This is a genomic window from Scandinavium sp. UTDF21-P1B (assembly GCF_040750395.1).
Taxonomy (GTDB): domain Bacteria; phylum Pseudomonadota; class Gammaproteobacteria; order Enterobacterales; family Enterobacteriaceae; genus Scandinavium.
This window is the reverse complement of record NZ_JBFLVD010000008.1, coordinates 264,056-280,578: the sequence shown is the minus strand read 5'-3', so window position 1 is coordinate 280,578 and position 16,523 is coordinate 264,056. Positions and strand designations below refer to the sequence as shown.

Here is a 16,523-nt window from a genome sequence, read left to right as displayed (position 1 = left end):
CATTTGTCAAGATGCGTAATGAAACTTTTATGGCAGCCGGTGACACTTTTCTGACAGGCATTGCTTTTATTGAACCTATTGAAATAAAAAGAAAATATCAAAAAGCCGCGTTTCGCATCAATTTGGGCGCAGCCCGCGTATTCTCTTGCCTGTCGCAAGTTTTCTAACTCTAATACACATGGTTATCCACAGGAATGGTGGATAACTGTCTGCAGCCCTACGCCCCTGCCACTCGGGCAAAATGGTCCTGACCCCGCAAAAGGCACAGCAAAAATTATTTATCGCTGTTTTTTGTCTTTCGTCATCGAAAAAGTGACTTGTCCTGTAGTGAGAGATCGCTCACAAATCCAGCAATGACGCTGCACCAAAACCCTTCAGAATGACGGACTAACGGCACTGACAGAGTGCAGCCGCTGCGTTAATTTCCCCCGGCCAACAGCGTTTTTCGGGGAATAATCTGAAAGAATCATCCCTTTTCTCTGCCCGCATTCTTCTGGCAAGCGAATTGCACCATCTTTCCGCCACCGACGGCAAAATGAAAGGAGAGGCCGATGTTGAGTTTGCGCGCTGTGAATCACTACTACGGAAGCCAGCACATACTGTGGAATCTCAGCCTCGATCTTGCCCCCGGCGAATGCACCGGGCTGCTGGGCCTGCCCGGTATGGGCAAAACGACGCTGGTTAACTGCATCGCCGGATATCAGAAGGTGGAAAGCGGAGACATTTTCTGGCAGGAAGCCAGCGGGCCGCCGCAGGATCTGCTCGCGCTCTCGCCGCCGCTGCGGGCTGCAATGGGCATTGGCTATGTACCACAGGACAAGCGTATTTTTTCGCAGATGACGGTGGAGGAAAACCTGCAGATTGCGATGCGGGCCAGTCACGAGGGCAGCAGCGCCGTCGGCAGCGCCATCTTCGATCTGATGCCGGATCTCTGGCCGCTGCGTCAGGTAAAGGGCGCGGCGATGTCCGACGATGACCAGTATCAGCTTGCGCTCGCCAGCGCGCTAGTGAGTAGTCCGAAATTACTGATCCTCGACGAACCAACCCGCGGAATGGGCCACGGTTTTATGCACAAGCTAGGCGAATGCCTGCTGCGCCTCAACCGCGAGCTGGGAATGACGGTGCTGCTTGCCGAACAGCACCTGCCGTTTATTCGTCGGGTCGCGGATAAGTTCTGCCTGCTTCATCGCGGGCGCAATGTGGCGCAGGGGGCCGTCAGCCAGCTGGATACCCGGCTGCTGGAACAATTTATGACCCCGGACGAAGCGCCTTAAGGTTGAGATACTGCCCCGGTTCAGCGTGTTCCGGCCCGTCTGCGAGGTACGGAATTTCACCCAGCAGCGGCGCAGGTAGCATCCGGGTCAGGGTTGCCAGATATTCAGCATGCCGCCTTCCCGGCGGGATAATGTCGTTGGCAATCCAGCCCGCAAGCGTGAGCCCGGCCTGAGTGATGGCCTGCGCGGTCAGCACGGCATGGTTAATGCAGCCCAGCTTCACGCCAACCACGAGGATCACCGGCAGCCGTTCAGCCTGCACCCAGTCTGCGAAGGTGTAAGAGGACGAGAGCGGCGTATACCAGCCGCCCGCCCCTTCCACCAGCACCCAGTCGGCTTTGCCCGACAGCGCCTGAAGCCCGGCAGAAAGCAGGGATGCCTCAATCGGCCGCCCTTCATCTTCGCTGACGATATGCGGCGACGTCGGCTCCTCAAAGGTGTACGGGTTTACTTGGTCATAGCTTAGCGCCGCACTGCTGTTGCGCTGAAGCGCCAGCGCATCGGTGTTACGTAAACCTTCTCTGGTCATTTCACTACCGGAGGCCACCGGCTTATAGCCTGCGGTACGGAATCCGGCCCGGTTGGCCGCCTGTAGCAGCGCGCTGCTGGCGACCGTTTTACCCACTTCGGTATCGGTGCCGGTGACAAAATAGCGTTCAGTCACGGTCAATCACTCCTGTCAAAATATGGTACGTCAGGGCGCAGCGGCCCTGCTCTTTTGGCCACGCCAGCTCCAGCCGCTGCAGGTGACTGCGGGTGAGCGTCTGTACCGCCCGGCCCTCATGCAGGTGCGTCGCGCCAATGCCTTTCAGGGACTTCATGGCGCTTAGCGCGTCGTCAAAGGTCACTCGCAGCGTGTGCAGCCGGTGCCGCGCGCGGTACCCGCGCAGCGCATCAAGAATCGCCTCCTGTGACAGGAAGCGGTTGGCGTGCGGATGGCGGTCAAGCGCCTGCCAGGCCTGGTTCAGCTCGGGCAACGAATCAGCAACCAGCGTACTGAAAGCAGCAACCCCACCCGGTCGCACCACCCGATGTAGCTCGCCCAGCGCCGAAGGCAGCGACTCACACCACTGTACGGCGAGGTTGCTCCAGGCAAGATCGTATTTCCCGTCGGCCAGTGGCATCGCTTCAATGTCGGCCTGGACGTAATGCTGCGCCGCGCCCTGCCGCTGCGCCTCCTCCAGCATTGGCGAAGAGAGATCCAGGGCAGTCACGAGGCTTCCCTTTTCCGACCAGTAGCGGCTCATGGTGCCCGGCCCGCAGCCCGCATCCAGCACCTGCGGAAATGCCCGGTCCTCAAGCTGAGCCAGCAGTGCCGCCGCGCTCTGGCGCTGTAAATCATCATGCTGCTGGTAATGGCCGGCGGCGCGACCAAACGCTGCCGCTACCGCCGCCTTATTGACGTACGCCATGCATCGCCTCCAGCAATCTGTCGATATCTTCTGTCCGGTGGTCAGCAGTGAGCGTCACCCGCAGGCGGGCCGTGCCAGCGGGCACCGTCGGCGGACGAATCGCCGTCAGCCAGCAGCCCGCATCCCGCAGCTTTTCCGCCAGCGCCAGCGCGCGGCTGTTTTCTCCGACGATGACTGGCTGAATGGCGCTGCCCGAGTTTGTTAGCTGTAAGTCCAGCTGTTCAGCGCCACGACGAAAGCGCGAGATATGCTCATGAAGACGCTGGCGACGTGCTTCGCCGTCATCGCTGCGGATCACCGCCAGCGCCTCGTTCAGCGCCACGGCCTGCGCAGGCGGCATACTGGTGCTGTAAATCAGATGACGGGCGAACTGCAGCAGGTAATCTGCCACTTCATCACTGCACAGCACCGCCGCGCCGCTGAGACCAAAGGCTTTACCAAAGGTCACCACCAGCAGATCGGGTTTGATGCCCTGAGCGTCACAGCTGCCGCGCCCTTCACGCCCGCTGACGCCAATGCCGTGGGCGTCATCCACCATAAGCCAGCCGCCTGCTGTTTGCGTCACCGAGGCAATTTCCGCCAGCGGCGCGCTGTCGCCGTCCATGCTGAAAATACCTTCGGTCACTGCCAGCTGAAGGCCGTCCACGGGTTTTGCCAGCAGCGTTGCCAACTGTGCGCTGTCGTTGTGAGCAAACCGGCGAAGCTGAGCCGGACTGAGGCTGGCGGCCTCCAGCAGCGAGGCGTGACTGAGCCGGTCGGCGACAATGCGGTCCTCTTTACGCAGCAGCGCCGCGATGACCGCCTGATTCGCGGCAAAGCCTGAGATAAACAGCAGTGCGCGCGGGTAGCCCAGCCACTCAGCCAGCCGCTGTTCGAATTGCTGATGCGCTTCGCTGTAGCCGGTAACGTGCCCGGAGCCGCCGCTGCCGGTGCCGTAACGCTCGGCCCCCTGCTGCCAGGCGCTGACGATAGCAGGGTGCTGACTCAGGCCGAGATAATCGTTGCCGGAAAAATTGAGCCAGCGTTGCCCGTTCGCGACCCGCCAACGCCCCACTCCCTGAGTGACAGGCGAACGGGAGCGAAATGCATCCGCTGCCCGACGCTCGTTTAGTGCCTCTTCGATACGCTGCTGCCAGCTCATATCGCCGCCGCGTTGTAATACGTGTCGGTGTCCGGCGTCATCAGAGCCTGTTCCAGCTTCTGCTGCTGTTCGATATCGCCGCTCAGCACCGCCGTCTGCTGCGGGTTGATGCCAAGCTTGCGGAACAGCAGCAGGTCTTTATCTTCTTCCGGATTCGGAGTGGTCAACAGCTTGCAGCCGTAGAAGATCGAGTTCGCCCCGGCCATGAAGCACATCGCCTGGGTCTGCTCGTTCATCTTCTCGCGGCCCGCAGACAGGCGCACGTGCGAGGTCGGCATCATGATGCGCGCCACTGCAATAGTGCGAATAAAATCAAAGGCATCAACGTCTTCGTTGTTCTCCATCGGCGTACCTTTGACCTTCACCAGCATGTTGATCGGCACGCTTTCCGGCGGCGTCGGCAGGTTCGCCAGCTGGAGCAGCAGTCCGGCGCGATCGGTCACCGTTTCACCAAGGCCGACAATGCCGCCGGAGCAGACTTTGATCCCGGCATCACGCACTTTACCAAGGGTGTCGAGACGCTCCTGATAGGTACGGGTGGTGATGATGTTGCCGTAGAACTCCGGCGAGGTATCAAGATTGTGATTGTAGTAATCGAGCCCCGCTTCGCCGAGGCGCTGCGCCTGCGAGTCGGAGAGCGTGCCGAGGGTCATGCAGGCTTCGAGCCCCATTTCCTTCACGCCTTTGACCATTTGTTCAAGGTAAGGCATATCGCGCTCGTGCGGATTTTTCCACGCAGCGCCCATGCAGAAACGGGTCGACCCGGCGTTTTTTGCTTTACGCGCCGAATCCAGCACCTGCTCGACCTCCATCAGCCTTTCGGCCTCAAGCCCCGTTTTATAGCGCGCACTTTGCGGGCAGTATTTACAGTCTTCCGGGCAGGCGCCGGTCTTAATCGACAGCAGCGTGCTGACCTGGACCTGGCGCGGGTCGAAGTGCTGACGGTGGATGGTCTGCGCTTCAAACAGCAGTTCCAGCAGGGGTTTATTAAACAGTTCAGTGACTTGCGACATTGTCCAATGAGTGTGGTGAGCCATGAGCATCTCCAAAAGGGGTTCAGTTGTTTCTCGGTTCGGTGTAGACTTGTAAACCTAAAACTTTTAAAAATGGTTTACAAGTTAATTATGACTCAAGACGATCTCCTCTTCGATCAACAACATATCTGGCACCCCTATACCTCAATGACTGCCCCACTCCCCATTTACCCGGTGGTCGCCGCACACGGCTGCGTGCTGGAGCTGGCGTCGGGTGAACAGCTTGTCGACGGCATGTCTTCCTGGTGGGCGGCAGTCCATGGCTACAACCACCCGCGTCTGAACGCGGCGATGACGCAGCAGATTTCACAGATGTCGCATGTGATGTTCGGCGGGATCACTCACCCGGCCGCCGTCACCCTGTGCCGCAAGCTGGTCGCCATGACCCCAGACCCGCTGGAGTGCGTGTTTCTGGCCGATTCCGGCTCGGTGGCGGTAGAAGTGGCAATGAAAATGGCCTTGCAGTACTGGCATGCCAAAGGCGAGCCGCGCCAACGCTTTCTCACCTTCCGCAACGGCTATCACGGCGATACGTTTGGCGCGATGTCTGCCTGCGATCCGGATAACTCGATGCACAGCCTGTGGAAAGGCTACCTGCCGGAAAACCTGTTCGCACCCGCGCCGCAGAGCCGTTTTGACGGTGAGTGGGATGAGATGGACATCGTGCCTTTTGCCCGCCTGATGGCGGCGCACCGCAGTGAAATCGCCGCCGTTATCGTCGAGCCGATTGTGCAGGGCGCGGGCGGCATGCGGATGTATCATCCGGAGTGGCTGCGTCGTTTACGCAAAATGTGCGACCGCGAAGGCATCCTGCTGATCGCCGATGAGATTGCCACCGGCTTTGGCCGCACCGGCAAGCTGTTCGCCTGCGACCATGCAGGCATCGCCCCGGATATTATGTGTCTTGGCAAAGCGCTGACGGGCGGCACCATGACGCTGTCCGCTGCGCTCGCCACCCGGGACGTCGCAGAAACCATCAGCAACGGCGAAGCGGGCTGCTTTATGCATGGCCCGACCTTTATGGGCAATCCGCTGGCCTGCGCCGTGGCGGCAGAAAGCCTGGCACTGCTGGAAGAAGGCCACTGGCAGCAGCAGGTGGCAGACATTGAAACCCAACTGAAGCGGGAGCTGGCAGACGTTCGCGAATCAGAAAACGTAGCCGACGTGCGTATCCTTGGCGCAATCGGCGTGATAGAAACGAAGAATCCCGTAAACATGGCCAGGCTACAAAAATTCTTTGTGGAGCATGGTGTCTGGATCCGTCCATTCGGCAAGCTTATCTACCTGATGCCGCCGTATATCATCACCCCGGCGCAGCTCACCCGCCTCACGGACGCGGTCAAAGCCGCTCTCAACGACAACACGCTTTTTATGGCCTGAGCTAAACTTCGTGATTATTCAACATGCTGAAGGGCAACCCGAATGAAACTGATCAGTCACGATTTTAAGGATGGCGACAAGCTGCCGCACCGCCAGGTGTTCAACGGTATGGGCTATGACGGCGACAACCTGTCGCCGCATCTTGCCTGGGATGAGGTGCCTTCCGGCACCAAAAGTTTTGTCGTCACCTGTTACGACCCCGATGCGCCGACCGGTTCCGGCTGGTGGCACTGGATTGTCGCTAACTTGCCGGCGGATACCCGCGTCTTACCGCAGGGTGCAGGCTCGGGCATTGCCGATCTGCCTGAGGGTGCAATTCAGACGCGTACCGATTTCGGCAAGGCGGGCTACGGCGGCGCGGCTCCGCCAAAGGGCGAAACCCATCGCTACATCTTTACGGTGCATGCGTTAGACGTGGCAAAAATCGAAGTGGATGAAGGGGCAAGCGGCGCAATGGTCGGTTTTAACGTCCATTTCCACAGCCTGGCAAGCGCTTCTCTGACGGCAATGTTCAGCTGACATCCGATCCCCGGCCTGCCTGCGGGCAGGCTTTTTGCTTTTCTGCATTCTCTTTATACTTCAGCCTTTTCCGCTGGCTTTTGTTTCACATTCCTGTGACATACTATCGGGTAATACCGCAACAACGACACAGGAAGCGAATGATGAATAAGAAGGCTACCGGCCTGACGCCGGAACAAGCGCTGGAACAGCTCGATGCGCTTTACAATCAATCCGTCGCCGCCCTGCGTGAAGCGATTGGTCGCTACATTAATGAAGGCGTGCTGCCCACGCCCGAAGATCGCCTGAAAGGGCTGTTCGTTTACCCTTCCCTCTCCGTCTCCTGGGACGGTGAAGCGCACAGCGCCCTGAAAACCCGCGCCTGGGGCCGCTTTACTCACGCGGGTTGCTACACGACAACCATTACTCAGCCAACCCTGTTCCGTCCTTATCTGCTGGAGCAGCTCACCTCGCTGTATCAGGATTACGGCGCGCACATCACCGTGGAGCTGTCGCAGCACGAAATTCCTTACCCGTACGTGATTGACGGCTCAACGCTGACGCTGGATCGTTCCATGAGCGCCGGGCTGACGCGCCACTTCCCGACCACCGATCTGGCGCAGATTGGCGATGAAACCGCAGACGGCCTGTTCCACCCGACGGAGCTCTACCCCCTCTCGCACTTCGATGCCCGCCGTGTGGATTTCTCCCTCGCCCGCCTGCGTCACTATACCGGCACACCGGTGGAACACTTCCAGCCGTTCGTCCTGTTCACCAACTACACCCGCTACGTGGATGAATTTGTCCGCTGGGGCTGCAGCCAGATTCTCGATCCGGACAGCCCATACGTCGCGCTTTCCTGCGCAGGCGGCGTGTGGATCACCGCCGATACCGAAGCGCCGGAGACAGCCATTTCCGATCTGGCATGGAAAAAGCACCAGATGCCCGCATGGCATTTGATCACCAAAGACGGCCAGGGGATCACGCTGATTAACATTGGCGTCGGCCCGGCGAACGCCAAAAACATCTGCGACCACCTTGCCGTGCTGCGCCCGGAAGTGTGGATGATGATCGGCCACTGCGGCGGCCTGCGCGAGAGCCAGACCATCGGTGACTACGTGCTGGCGCACGCGTATCTGCGTGACGATCACGTGCTGGATGCTGTTCTGCCGCCGGACATTCCAATTCCAAGCATCGCCGAAGTGCAGCGCGCACTGTACGACGCCACCAAGCAAGTGAGCGGCATGCCGGGCGAGGAAGTTAAGCATCGCCTGCGCACCGGCACCGTCGTCACCACCGACGATCGTAACTGGGAGCTGCGCTATTCCGCCTCGGCCCTGCGCTTCAACCTCAGCCGCGCCGTCGCCATCGACATGGAAAGCGCCACCATCGCCGCTCAGGGCTACCGCTTCCGCGTACCTTACGGCACTTTGCTGTGCGTTTCCGATAAGCCGCTGCACGGCGAAATCAAGCTGCCCGGCCAGGCGAACCGTTTTTATGAAGGCGCAATTTCCGAGCACCTGCAGATTGGCATTCGCGCCATCGACCTGCTGCGTGCCGAAGGCGACAAGCTGCACTCCCGCAAGCTTCGCACTTTCAACGAACCGCCGTTCCGTTAATTTTCAGGATTAAGAAGAATGCAAATGACCTCCTCTCTTTCCGCGCTACGCGACTGGCTGAAGGCGCAAAATCTTGATGGCATGATCGTCCCGCGGGCCGATGCCTGGCAAAGCGAATACGCCGCCCCGCACGATAATAAGCTCGCCTGGGTTTCCGGTTTTACGGGTTCTGCGGGTGTTGCGCTGGTGCTGGCAGATCGCGCCCTGATTTTCGTCGATGGTCGTTACCAGGTGCAGGTGCGCAACGAAGTGGATCTTCAGGCGTGGGAAATCCACCACCTGCATAACGATCCGCTGGAGAAGCACCTCCCGGCGGGCAGTCGCATTGGTTTCGAACCGCTGCTGATGGTCAACAGCCAGTTTGCAACGCTGAACGCTTCTGGCACCGAACTGGTCGCGCTGGCAGAAGATCCTTTTAACAGCATCTGGCACGATCGCCCTGCCGCACCCTGCAGCGCAATCCGTGAAATGCCGCTTAATATCGCCGGTGAAAGCAGCGAGGCCAAACGCGCGCGTATTGCGACAAAGCTTGAGGCTAACGGCGCGGATTACCTCGCTATCACCCAGCCGGACAACATCGCCTGGCTGCTGAACGTGCGCGGTGCGGATATCGCCACCAGCCCGGTGCCGCTGTCGTTTGTGCTGCTGAGCCGCTCGGGTGAAGTGGAGTGGTTTGTTGATGCCGCCAAGACAACGGGCCTGTCGCAGGCACTGCTTGCCAGCCTGACGCTTTCACCGATGGAGCAGTTAGTGCCACACACGCAGCAAATTGCCAACGGTAAGCGTATTCAGCTGGATGCCGACAGCGCACCAGTAGCCCTGCGTTTTGCCGTGGAGCAGCACGGCGGCGAAGTGCTGTGGAGCGCGGATCCGATCACCTTTATCAAAGCGACCAAAAATGACGCGGAGCTGGAAGGCTATCGCGACAGCCACCGTTTTGACGGCGCGGCTTGGGTGAATTTCCTCGCCTGGCTGGCGCACGAGGTGCCGGCGCGTATCGCCGCAGGCAATCCGCTAACCGAGCTGGAAGCGCAGGCAAAACAGTTTGCCTTTCGTCAGCAGCAGGCCACCTTCATCGAGCCAAGCTTTGGCACCATTTCCGCCGCGGGCGCTAACGCCGCGATGTGCCATTATCATTCGAGCGAAGCCACTAACGCCGCCATCACCGCGGACAGCTTCTATCTGAATGATTCCGGCGGCCAGTACAGCAACGGCACCACCGATGCCACCCGTACGCTGGCATATGGCCCGCTCGATCCGCAGCGGAAACTGCACTACACCGCTGTACTGAAAGGATTTCTGTCGCTGATTACGCTGCAGTTTCCGTCCGGCAGCTTCGGTCATCAGTTGGATGCCTTCGCGCGTCGTGCCCTGTGGGAGCTGGGCGTCGATTTCGATCACGGCACCGGTCACGGCGTGGGCCACCAGCTGCTGATCCATGAAGCGCCGCACCGCATCGCCAAAAAGGTCAACCCGTGGCCGCTGGCGGCAGGCAACATCATCACCATCGAGCCGGGTTACTATCTGGAAGGTGAATACGGGATCCGCATCGAAAATCAGGTGGAAGTGGTGGAATCGCAACCGGGCTTCTGCAAGTTTGCCTCACTGACGATGATCCCCATCGACCTGAGCCAGGTGGACATCAATCTGCTGAGCGAGCAGGAAAAGCAGTGGCTGGATGAGTATCACCAGCTGGTGCGTGAAACGCTGTCACCGCTGGTGGACAGCGATGCAAGGCCGTGGCTGTTCTCGGCTACGGCTCCTGTGCGGGTTCAACTGGGATAAGATTTACTGGCGGGGTGACGCCCGCCTTTTTGCAAATAGCGGATAAACAAAATTCACCATTTCGCACCTCTTCGCATTATCTCTCAGCTACTCGAGCTGAGTTTCAGGTTGCACTCATGCACTGTGAATTCATACAGCCTTAGTTTATGATACACTGATAAAAGTTTATCTATGCCAGAAATGGGAATGCATTTTAATGAGCAAAATCAGCAAATTAAAAATAATTGATTTATTTTGTGGTGCTGGAGGATTGTCCTGCGGCTTCATGAAAGATGCAAATAGTGCTCATTTTGAAAGCGTTCTGGCCCTTGATAATGATAAAGCCGCGATAAAATCCTATAACGCAAATTTTGGGGCACATGGGATTGTTGCAAACATCGAAGAATGGATTGCCGATAATCCGATCCCAGAGGCTGACATCGTTATAGGTGGACCACCATGTCAGGGTTTTAGCTTGCTGAATAAAAACCGCGACGGTGACCATCGTCGTGCGCTATGGGAGCCTTACATGGATATCATCGAGAGATCATCAGCCTCGGTGTTCGTCATGGAAAATGTTCCAGGACTCCTGAAGAGTGACGAGTTTGAGGATATAAAAGTTCGCGCAGAGCGCATGGGATTCGTACTTCTGAATCCTTGTGTACTCAACACCGCTGATTACGGCGTTCCGCAAACCCGTAAACGTGCTATTGCGATAGGGATTAAGAAAGAACGTTTTAATCTGGATAACTTACCTGATTTCCCACCCGCGCCGTCACATCAAAATCCGGATAAGCCAGGAACACTGCCTGCATGGTTAACGGTGAAAGATTTCATCAATGATCTTCCGGAACCAGTAGGCACTGAAGTTCGGGATATGAATCCTCCGTTGGACCTACATTTTGGTAGAAACCCAACAGCACTATCGCAAGAGCGTTATCGTGCCGTTCCAGTAGGAGGGAACAGGTTTGATTTACAAAAAAACAGGCCTGATATTACCCCCGCATGCTGGATAAAGAAGACATCTGGCGGTACCGATCTGTTTGGCCGGCTGTGGTGGGAACGCCCATCAGTAACCATTCGTACAGAATTCTTTAAACCGGAGAAAGGACGCTATCTTCATCCCGAAGAACACCGTCCAATCACGCACCGTGAGGCAGCACGATTAATGAGTTTTCCGGATAGTTTTGTTTTTGAGGGAACGAAAACAGAAATTGCTCGTCAGATTGGGAATGCTGTCCCACCTGTTTTTGCTCAAAAAATTGCCTCCTATGTTATCAATTTAATGGAATGTAGAATCAAAGATGGCGAGAAGATCGAAGAAGAGCGAACCGGAAACGCTGCGTAAACAGCTCTTAGCCCTAATTGCTGATTTTGAGCATAAACTTCTGGAAGATTCGTTACGGGAACAAGTACTTACTCTAGTTCCCGCAAACCATTTGTTACGAGACTTAGGCAGTTCTCTGTTGAATGAGGAGAATTGCAACTCAGCTCGAGACCGCATCCTGGCATATTTACTCAAATATCCTCGGGCGATCATCCACGGTGATGAGCTCATGGTCGTCGCAGGTATAAGTGAATATGCTCGCCGAATACGTGAATTGCGAGTCCAGTTCGGCTGGTCCGTATTAAGTGGAACGACGCTTAAAGAGATGATTGAACAGCAAGAAATCTCTCTTGAGGAGCTTCAAATTACCACCATAAACGGCCTTAAGACAGATGTTTATGCCTTGATGGCAACTGAGCAGGACAGAGAGGCTGCACTACGCTGGAATGAAGCAAATGTGCTCCGTCGCAGCAAAATCTCAACTAAAGATAAAATTCTTTCCTACCTGCGAAAAAACGTCGGTCGCCCAGTAACAGGTGAAGAGCTTCGTTATTTGGCAAACGATAGTAAGGAATGGGCTCGTCGAACACGTGAATTAAGAACTGAAGATGGGTGGCCCATCGCAACCAAAAACTCAGGTCGCCCAGAGCTTGAGGTTGGAGCTTATTTGCTCGAAGAGGACCGGCAAGCTGAAGTCCATGATCGTAAAATCCCCGATCCTGTTCGCGTTAGTGTGCTCGAAAGAGACCACCACTCATGTAGGAACTGTCAATGGTCTCATGCCAAAAAGGCGGCTAATGACCCGAGGACCTTCCTTGAACTTCACCACATAGAGCATCATGCTGACGGCGGTGAAAACACACTGGCAAACCTTATTACGCTCTGCAACGTATGCCATGACGAAGTCCACAGGAAAAAAATTCCTAAGGACGATTTATTCAAATTGCTGCGTTAGTTGCAGAAACGGCCGCTTTCGCGGCCTTGTTCTCTCCCCCGACACCATCGTCTACGCCACAACTATGATTATCCAGAATCGATATCAATGTGATTTTCCTCACTAAAAGGCAACGAATTCATCTATGCATTCACAAGCCGCATGAATCTGCATGTATTTTGGATCACATCTGGATCCCTGCACCGGCCCAGTTGACGTGCAGGTAGAGGAGCGTGGCAGGCGCATTAAAAGTGTCATCTGAAGCAGGCAGGCGTTGCGGGGAAAGCATTGCGCGCAGCTATCGGAAGTTGTTTGTTGACTTTTTAATGTCGGCAAGGTTTGATCTACAAAACTCTGCTTGTAACCCTAGGAATTTTAAATGGAAACGACTAAGACACAGCACATTGAAAAACTAGCTTCATGGAAATTTTCCTTTAAAAATATCGGTTGCATAACCAATGGTGAAATTGATGCAAAACCATTAACTATTTTATGTGGAAAGAATAATACTGGCAAAACATGGGTAATGTATGGGCTTTATGGATTTTTAAATATTGGAGTGTCCAATCTCGTTTTGCCACAGACTCAATCCATGTCTAAGGAATTGATTGAAAAAGGTAACTTAGAATTTAATGTAATTGATTGGATTAAAGAAAACTTTGCCGCAATAAAAAAAGATTTTAACAAAAACGCAGCAAAGATGCTTTCAGATGTATTTAATACAAATGATAAGGATATATTTTCTCACTCAAGTTTTGATTGGCTTATTGAAGAGAATGAATTGATAGATCATGTTTACTCCAAGGAATTAACCGTTAGCCTTGTTGTTGGAACAGGTAAAAAAGAAATAGTTCTAATATCTAAAGGACCAGGAAGTAGCATTATTCAGATGACGCTGTTAGACACTTCTTTTCCGCGCCTAGAAAATTTCATAAACATGGCACTTAGTCAACTATTAAAAATAGAGCATGACTCTAACCCTTCATTTTTAATCCCTGCCGAACGAAATGGTCTACATCTCTTTTTCAACGAACTTAGCTCTCGACGTACAGCCCTGTTACATCACGCGTCAAAAGAACAGTTTGATTTAAGCTCCTTACTTAATGATGTATTAAAATCAAAATATTCGGCGCCAATAGCAAATTATATAGATTGGCTTAATGAAATTAGAACCAATCGTAAAAATAAAAACAGTGATTTCCATCACGCTGCGGAAGAGCTAAAAAAAGTTATTTCTGGAAAATATACCGTTGATCCAGAGGGGCAAATATATTTTTCCACGTATAAGCGTGGAGCATCTGCTTCGAAGAAAATAGAGTTGCACTTATCGTCCTCAACTGTAAAAAGCCTTTTCGGCTTGTGGTTCTATCTTGAACACCAAGCTAAATTAGGCGATATATTAATGATCGACGAGCCAGAATTAAATCTTCACCCAAAAAACCAACGGGTCATCGCAAGATTTATTGCTAAACTTGTCAACGCAGGTCTCCGAGTTATAGTGAGTACTCATAGCGATTATTTCGTAAAAGAAATCAATAGCTTAATGATGCTCCACAACGCTAATAGCACCCAGATAGAAAACCGCAATGCCATAATGAAAAAACAAGGAATTTCATTGGACTCCATGCTTAATCCCAATGATGTAGCAGCCTATGTATTCGACAATTCATCGGTAAAAGAAATGGTAAAATCTGCCGAAGGAATTAATGCCAACACGTTTGATGAAGTTATTAACTCTATCAACGAGGACAATGATGAAATATATTACTCTTTAATCGACATCGATTCATCTGAGGATGAAAAAGATGAGTAATATAACAAGTATTATCCAAGGATGTATTGAACCTGCTTTTGAGTTACCAAGAGAGCAAGAGTGTTGGGTTATAAAAGAAGATAACCCCGGGGCTGCAAATAAAAAACTCCTAGTTAATGGGAATGGAATCTATGGATTTTCTCTCGATTGCAGTTCAGTGCCAAAACCTGTCTGGAAATTCTTAAAACCGTCTGCTTTAAGTGGGATGAGTTCAGTTTGCGATGGAATATTTGTTACAACATATAATTCCATTGATTACTTTATAGTTATAGATCTAAAATCCACTAAAGCAAGCGGGGCGACAAAACAGGTAGTTACAGGAATTCATCTTTGCCAATGGATCTACTCAGTGTTGAATCTACATGGACATTTGCAGCGAAGCGTGAAATTCATTGGAGTTATAAGTAAGCTATCAAAAAGAACGCAAGCATCAAAAAGAACTACTGCTAGGGCGCCCTTGCCAGATCCTGACATACATTACAGCTACCCGATATATCGATTAAATGACTACAACAGAATTTCATTGACTGAAATTTGTAAAAACATTGAAGCAAGGCGCATAAGTTAGCTCCCCTCCCCCTTGAAATCATGTAAATGATTTCAAGGTTTTTTTCAATCTAGTGAGTACATCTTAAAATTAATCATATCCTCCCTAATCCAATCATTGAGCTCTTTAGTTCCGTTTTGAAGGGGGATTAATTCATTACGAACAAACATCTTTGCAACCTTTCAATGTCGTCAAATGACCCCACATTCTCAGGCTGCACTCCATCAGTTGAAACGTGACCCGATGCGCATCGAGCATATCGGCGGTATTCACCTTTTTGATGTTAAAAAATCATCCTTCGTCGCGACCTCGCTCAGCGGCACGATTTTAATGCCGTCGGTCTTACCTTTCGGGGTGTAGAAAAACAGGTTCTTAAAATTTCCCAGCTCCTTCGAGCCACACATCTGATCTACTCCCAGAAGCACGTTTCCTGTTCTCAAACCGGGCGCTTTTCTGAAAACCCCTCTTTAGCCACACTTCCTGTGCAGAATTAAGGCTGTACAGATTTCAATCGAAAAATTCATGGCGTAGGATGTGTGGGTTATAAAAACGACGCAACTGAGGTAAATAATGGGAAGAACTCTGGAACAAATCCTGGTGCAGGAAGATCCACAGATGGTCGCGGAAGCACGCCAACTGGCAGCAAAAATACTGCTGGATATTGAGAAAGCAGAACACCAGGTGAAGAAAGAAGGAACAAGAGAAGCAGAATTAAGACAGCATCACCCACTCCGCCGCTAATCTGATATTGCCGGGCGCTTGTAGCCCGGCCAGCCTGATGAAGTAAGCCTTCCTTGAATTATCCCTTCGGCTCAACGCCTCTTTCACGTAGCTCTTTACGCAAAATTCTCTTAATCCAGGTAGCCAACGAAGCATCACCATCCTTGAGAGCCTGTTCTTCAAGCTGCTCACGAAACTTCTCTGGCAGGCGCATTTGGTATTGGGGAGATCTTTTTTCTTCCGGTATTGACACTGGTACGTACCAAGAGTAATTTTTGAGCATGGTAACGACAATAGTACTTATGTTGTTACCCGTTTACAAACGAAGCCCGGCAGTGCGCCAACACATGCCGGGCCTCTGACCACAAACATTACCAGGAGTAATGCCATGGCTACTGCCGATACTAACACGAACCACTATCTCGATTCTCACCCTAGCGCGGATATCTATTTCTCCGACATGTCAGCAGCTCTCGTCGATATCAACTTCAACGATATGGAGAGCATCAACTGTCAGTTCCTGATGCACAGCTGTGATGAGGCCCGCGCCGGACTCTATCACTGCCTGAGCTTTTTAGGGGACGTGCTGACCAAAGAGCATGCTGAAGAATTATCCCCGGCAAATCTTCATCAAATTGGCCACACGCTTAGCAGCATTAGCCAGCTGGTGCCAGCCCTGACGGATTTATCCAGCTACCTGAAAATGGATTTAATGAAGCGCGGCGTAATGTGTTGAACATACTAACAAGGGGAAAACATGGCTAAATCGCTGGACGAACTTCTTAAAAATGAAAATCCGGAAGTCTTAGCAGAGGCAGAAAGGAGCTATCAGGAACTGCGGAAGGAATACGATAAGAACAAAAATGAAGAGCAGGACGATGATAACGCCTGACTCACAAAAGCAAAAAGCCTGCTCGTAAGCAGGCTTTTCTAAATTTGGCTCCTCTGACTGGACTCGAACCAGTGACATACGGATTAACAGTCCGCCGTTCTACCGACTGAACTACAGAGGAATCGGTTAACGGGGCGCATATTAGCGATGCGCCCCCGGCTTGTCAAA

17 protein-coding genes, 1 tRNA gene and 1 pseudogene are annotated in these 16,523 nt (G+C 53.2%); 13 read left to right on the top strand and 6 right to left on the bottom strand.

The genetic code is table 11. From position 1 onward, the window contains the following. Positions 1 to 29 precede the first annotated feature (29 nt). Positions 30 to 167 (top strand): hypothetical protein, encoded by a 138-nt coding sequence (locus AB1287_RS05285; RefSeq protein WP_435617159.1) that lies wholly within the window; start codon positions 30 to 32, stop codon positions 165 to 167. 384 nt (positions 168 to 551) lie between these two features. Beyond that, complete coding sequence (locus AB1287_RS05280) at positions 552 to 1,274, top strand: ABC transporter ATP-binding protein (protein ID WP_312627240.1); 723 nt, start codon at positions 552 to 554, stop codon at positions 1,272 to 1,274. Here AB1287_RS05280 and bioD read toward each other — a convergent pair. From bioD to bioB, 4 genes are read right to left on the bottom strand one after another with little or no spacing between them, the layout of a single operon-like run. Continuing rightward, positions 1,249 to 1,938 carry a dethiobiotin synthase gene (gene bioD, locus AB1287_RS05275; protein ID WP_435617158.1) on the bottom strand — a complete coding sequence of 230 codons (690 nt, stop codon included), beginning with the start codon at positions 1,936 to 1,938 and terminating at the stop codon, positions 1,249 to 1,251. The genes AB1287_RS05280 and bioD overlap by 26 nt on opposite strands. Next, positions 1,931 to 2,686 (bottom strand): malonyl-ACP O-methyltransferase BioC, encoded by a 756-nt coding sequence (gene bioC / locus AB1287_RS05270; protein WP_312627237.1) that lies wholly within the window; start codon positions 2,684 to 2,686, stop codon positions 1,931 to 1,933. The genes bioD and bioC overlap by 8 nt, the downstream gene beginning before the upstream one ends. Beyond that, positions 2,670 to 3,827, bottom strand: a complete 1,158-nt coding sequence (gene bioF / locus AB1287_RS05265; protein ID WP_435617157.1) for an 8-amino-7-oxononanoate synthase — start codon at positions 3,825 to 3,827, stop codon at positions 2,670 to 2,672. Before bioF ends, bioC begins: the two co-directional genes overlap by 17 nt. Beyond that, positions 3,824 to 4,864, bottom strand: coding sequence for a biotin synthase BioB (gene bioB, locus AB1287_RS05260; RefSeq protein ID WP_435617156.1), 1,041 nt, complete (start codon positions 4,862 to 4,864; stop codon positions 3,824 to 3,826). Before bioB ends, bioF begins: the two co-directional genes overlap by 4 nt. An 87-nt stretch (positions 4,865 to 4,951) precedes the next feature. Here bioB and bioA point away from each other — a divergent pair, with 87 nt between their 5' ends. From bioA to AB1287_RS05220, 8 genes are all read left to right on the top strand, one after another. After that, positions 4,952 to 6,241, top strand: coding sequence for an adenosylmethionine--8-amino-7-oxononanoate transaminase (bioA, locus tag AB1287_RS05255; RefSeq protein ID WP_435617155.1), 1,290 nt, complete (start codon positions 4,952 to 4,954; stop codon positions 6,239 to 6,241). A gap of 42 nt (positions 6,242 to 6,283) precedes the next feature. Then, positions 6,284 to 6,760, top strand: coding sequence for a kinase inhibitor (locus tag AB1287_RS05250; RefSeq protein ID WP_312627232.1), 477 nt, complete (start codon positions 6,284 to 6,286; stop codon positions 6,758 to 6,760). 143 nt (positions 6,761 to 6,903) lie between these two features. Continuing rightward, on the top strand, positions 6,904 to 8,358 hold the full coding sequence (locus AB1287_RS05245) for an AMP nucleosidase (protein ID WP_312627311.1): 1,455 nt from the start codon (positions 6,904 to 6,906) through the stop codon (positions 8,356 to 8,358). Positions 8,359 to 8,376: 18 nt separating this feature from the next. Further along, positions 8,377 to 10,143, top strand: a complete 1,767-nt coding sequence (locus AB1287_RS05240; protein ID WP_435617154.1) for an aminopeptidase P family protein — start codon at positions 8,377 to 8,379, stop codon at positions 10,141 to 10,143. Positions 10,144 to 10,339: 196 nt separating this feature from the next. Further along, on the top strand, positions 10,340 to 11,470 hold the full coding sequence (locus AB1287_RS05235; protein ID WP_435617153.1) for a DNA cytosine methyltransferase: 1,131 nt from the start codon (positions 10,340 to 10,342) through the stop codon (positions 11,468 to 11,470). Further along, positions 11,427 to 12,404: an HNH endonuclease gene (locus AB1287_RS05230; RefSeq protein WP_435617152.1), complete on the top strand. Its 978-nt coding sequence runs from the start codon at positions 11,427 to 11,429 to the stop codon at positions 12,402 to 12,404. Before AB1287_RS05235 ends, AB1287_RS05230 begins: the two co-directional genes overlap by 44 nt. Positions 12,405 to 12,762: 358 nt before the next feature. After that, positions 12,763 to 14,196, top strand: coding sequence for an AAA family ATPase (locus tag AB1287_RS05225; protein ID WP_435617151.1), 1,434 nt, complete (start codon positions 12,763 to 12,765; stop codon positions 14,194 to 14,196). Then, positions 14,189 to 14,764, top strand: a complete 576-nt coding sequence (locus AB1287_RS05220) for a hypothetical protein (protein ID WP_435617150.1) — start codon at positions 14,189 to 14,191, stop codon at positions 14,762 to 14,764. Before AB1287_RS05225 ends, AB1287_RS05220 begins: the two co-directional genes overlap by 8 nt. 44 nt (positions 14,765 to 14,808) lie before the next feature. On the opposite strand, the pseudogene AB1287_RS05215 reads toward AB1287_RS05220, so the two are convergent. Further along, a pseudogene (locus tag AB1287_RS05215) lies at positions 14,809 to 15,153 on the bottom strand (phage portal protein); the annotation flags it as partial. Between the two features lie 160 nt (positions 15,154 to 15,313). On the opposite strand from AB1287_RS05215, the gene AB1287_RS05210 reads away from it, so the two are divergent. The 3 genes from AB1287_RS05210 (at position 15,314) to AB1287_RS05200 (ending at position 16,355) form a co-directional block, all read left to right on the top strand. Then, a complete protein-coding gene (locus AB1287_RS05210) occupies positions 15,314 to 15,484 on the top strand; it encodes a hypothetical protein (protein WP_435617149.1) in 171 nt (56 codons plus the stop codon). A gap of 367 nt (positions 15,485 to 15,851) precedes the next feature. Beyond that, the gene (locus AB1287_RS05205) at positions 15,852 to 16,199 is read left to right on the top strand and encodes a hypothetical protein (protein ID WP_435617148.1); all 348 of its coding nucleotides are present in this window, start codon (positions 15,852 to 15,854) and stop codon (positions 16,197 to 16,199) included. 21 nt (positions 16,200 to 16,220) lie between these two features. After that, positions 16,221 to 16,355 carry a hypothetical protein gene (locus AB1287_RS05200; RefSeq protein WP_435617147.1) on the top strand — a complete coding sequence of 45 codons (135 nt, stop codon included), beginning with the start codon at positions 16,221 to 16,223 and terminating at the stop codon, positions 16,353 to 16,355. A 45-nt stretch (positions 16,356 to 16,400) separates the two neighbouring features. Here AB1287_RS05200 and AB1287_RS05195 read toward each other — a convergent pair. After that, a tRNA-Asn gene (locus AB1287_RS05195) sits at positions 16,401 to 16,476 on the bottom strand. Positions 16,477 to 16,523: the final 47 nt, after the last annotated feature.

Bases quoted from the DNA above. Each gene is read 5' to 3' on its own strand.
- AB1287_RS05280 (WP_312627240.1), top strand. From the start codon at position 552: ATGTTGAGTTTGCGCGCTGTGAATCACTACTACGGAAGCCAGCACATA.
- bioC (WP_312627237.1), bottom strand. From the start codon at position 2,686: ATGGCGTACGTCAATAAGGCGGCGGTAGCGGCAGCGTTTGGTCGCGCC.
- bioF (WP_435617157.1), bottom strand. From the start codon at position 3,827: ATGAGCTGGCAGCAGCGTATCGAAGAGGCACTAAACGAGCGTCGGGCA.
- AB1287_RS05230 (WP_435617152.1), top strand. From the start codon at position 11,427: ATGGCGAGAAGATCGAAGAAGAGCGAACCGGAAACGCTGCGTAAACAG.
- AB1287_RS05225 (WP_435617151.1), top strand. From the start codon at position 12,763: ATGGAAACGACTAAGACACAGCACATTGAAAAACTAGCTTCATGGAAA.
- AB1287_RS05220 (WP_435617150.1), top strand. From the start codon at position 14,189: ATGAGTAATATAACAAGTATTATCCAAGGATGTATTGAACCTGCTTTT.
- bioB (WP_435617156.1), bottom strand. From the start codon at position 4,864: ATGGCTCACCACACTCATTGGACAATGTCGCAAGTCACTGAACTGTTT.
- AB1287_RS05245 (WP_312627311.1), top strand. From the start codon at position 6,904: ATGAATAAGAAGGCTACCGGCCTGACGCCGGAACAAGCGCTGGAACAG.
- AB1287_RS05210 (WP_435617149.1), top strand. From the start codon at position 15,314: ATGGGAAGAACTCTGGAACAAATCCTGGTGCAGGAAGATCCACAGATG.
- AB1287_RS05285 (WP_435617159.1), top strand. From the start codon at position 30: ATGGCAGCCGGTGACACTTTTCTGACAGGCATTGCTTTTATTGAACCT.
- AB1287_RS05200 (WP_435617147.1), top strand. From the start codon at position 16,221: ATGGCTAAATCGCTGGACGAACTTCTTAAAAATGAAAATCCGGAAGTC.
- AB1287_RS05240 (WP_435617154.1), top strand. From the start codon at position 8,377: ATGCAAATGACCTCCTCTCTTTCCGCGCTACGCGACTGGCTGAAGGCG.
- AB1287_RS05205 (WP_435617148.1), top strand. From the start codon at position 15,852: ATGGCTACTGCCGATACTAACACGAACCACTATCTCGATTCTCACCCT.
- bioA (WP_435617155.1), top strand. From the start codon at position 4,952: ATGACTCAAGACGATCTCCTCTTCGATCAACAACATATCTGGCACCCC.
- AB1287_RS05250 (WP_312627232.1), top strand. From the start codon at position 6,284: ATGAAACTGATCAGTCACGATTTTAAGGATGGCGACAAGCTGCCGCAC.
- AB1287_RS05235 (WP_435617153.1), top strand. From the start codon at position 10,340: ATGAGCAAAATCAGCAAATTAAAAATAATTGATTTATTTTGTGGTGCT.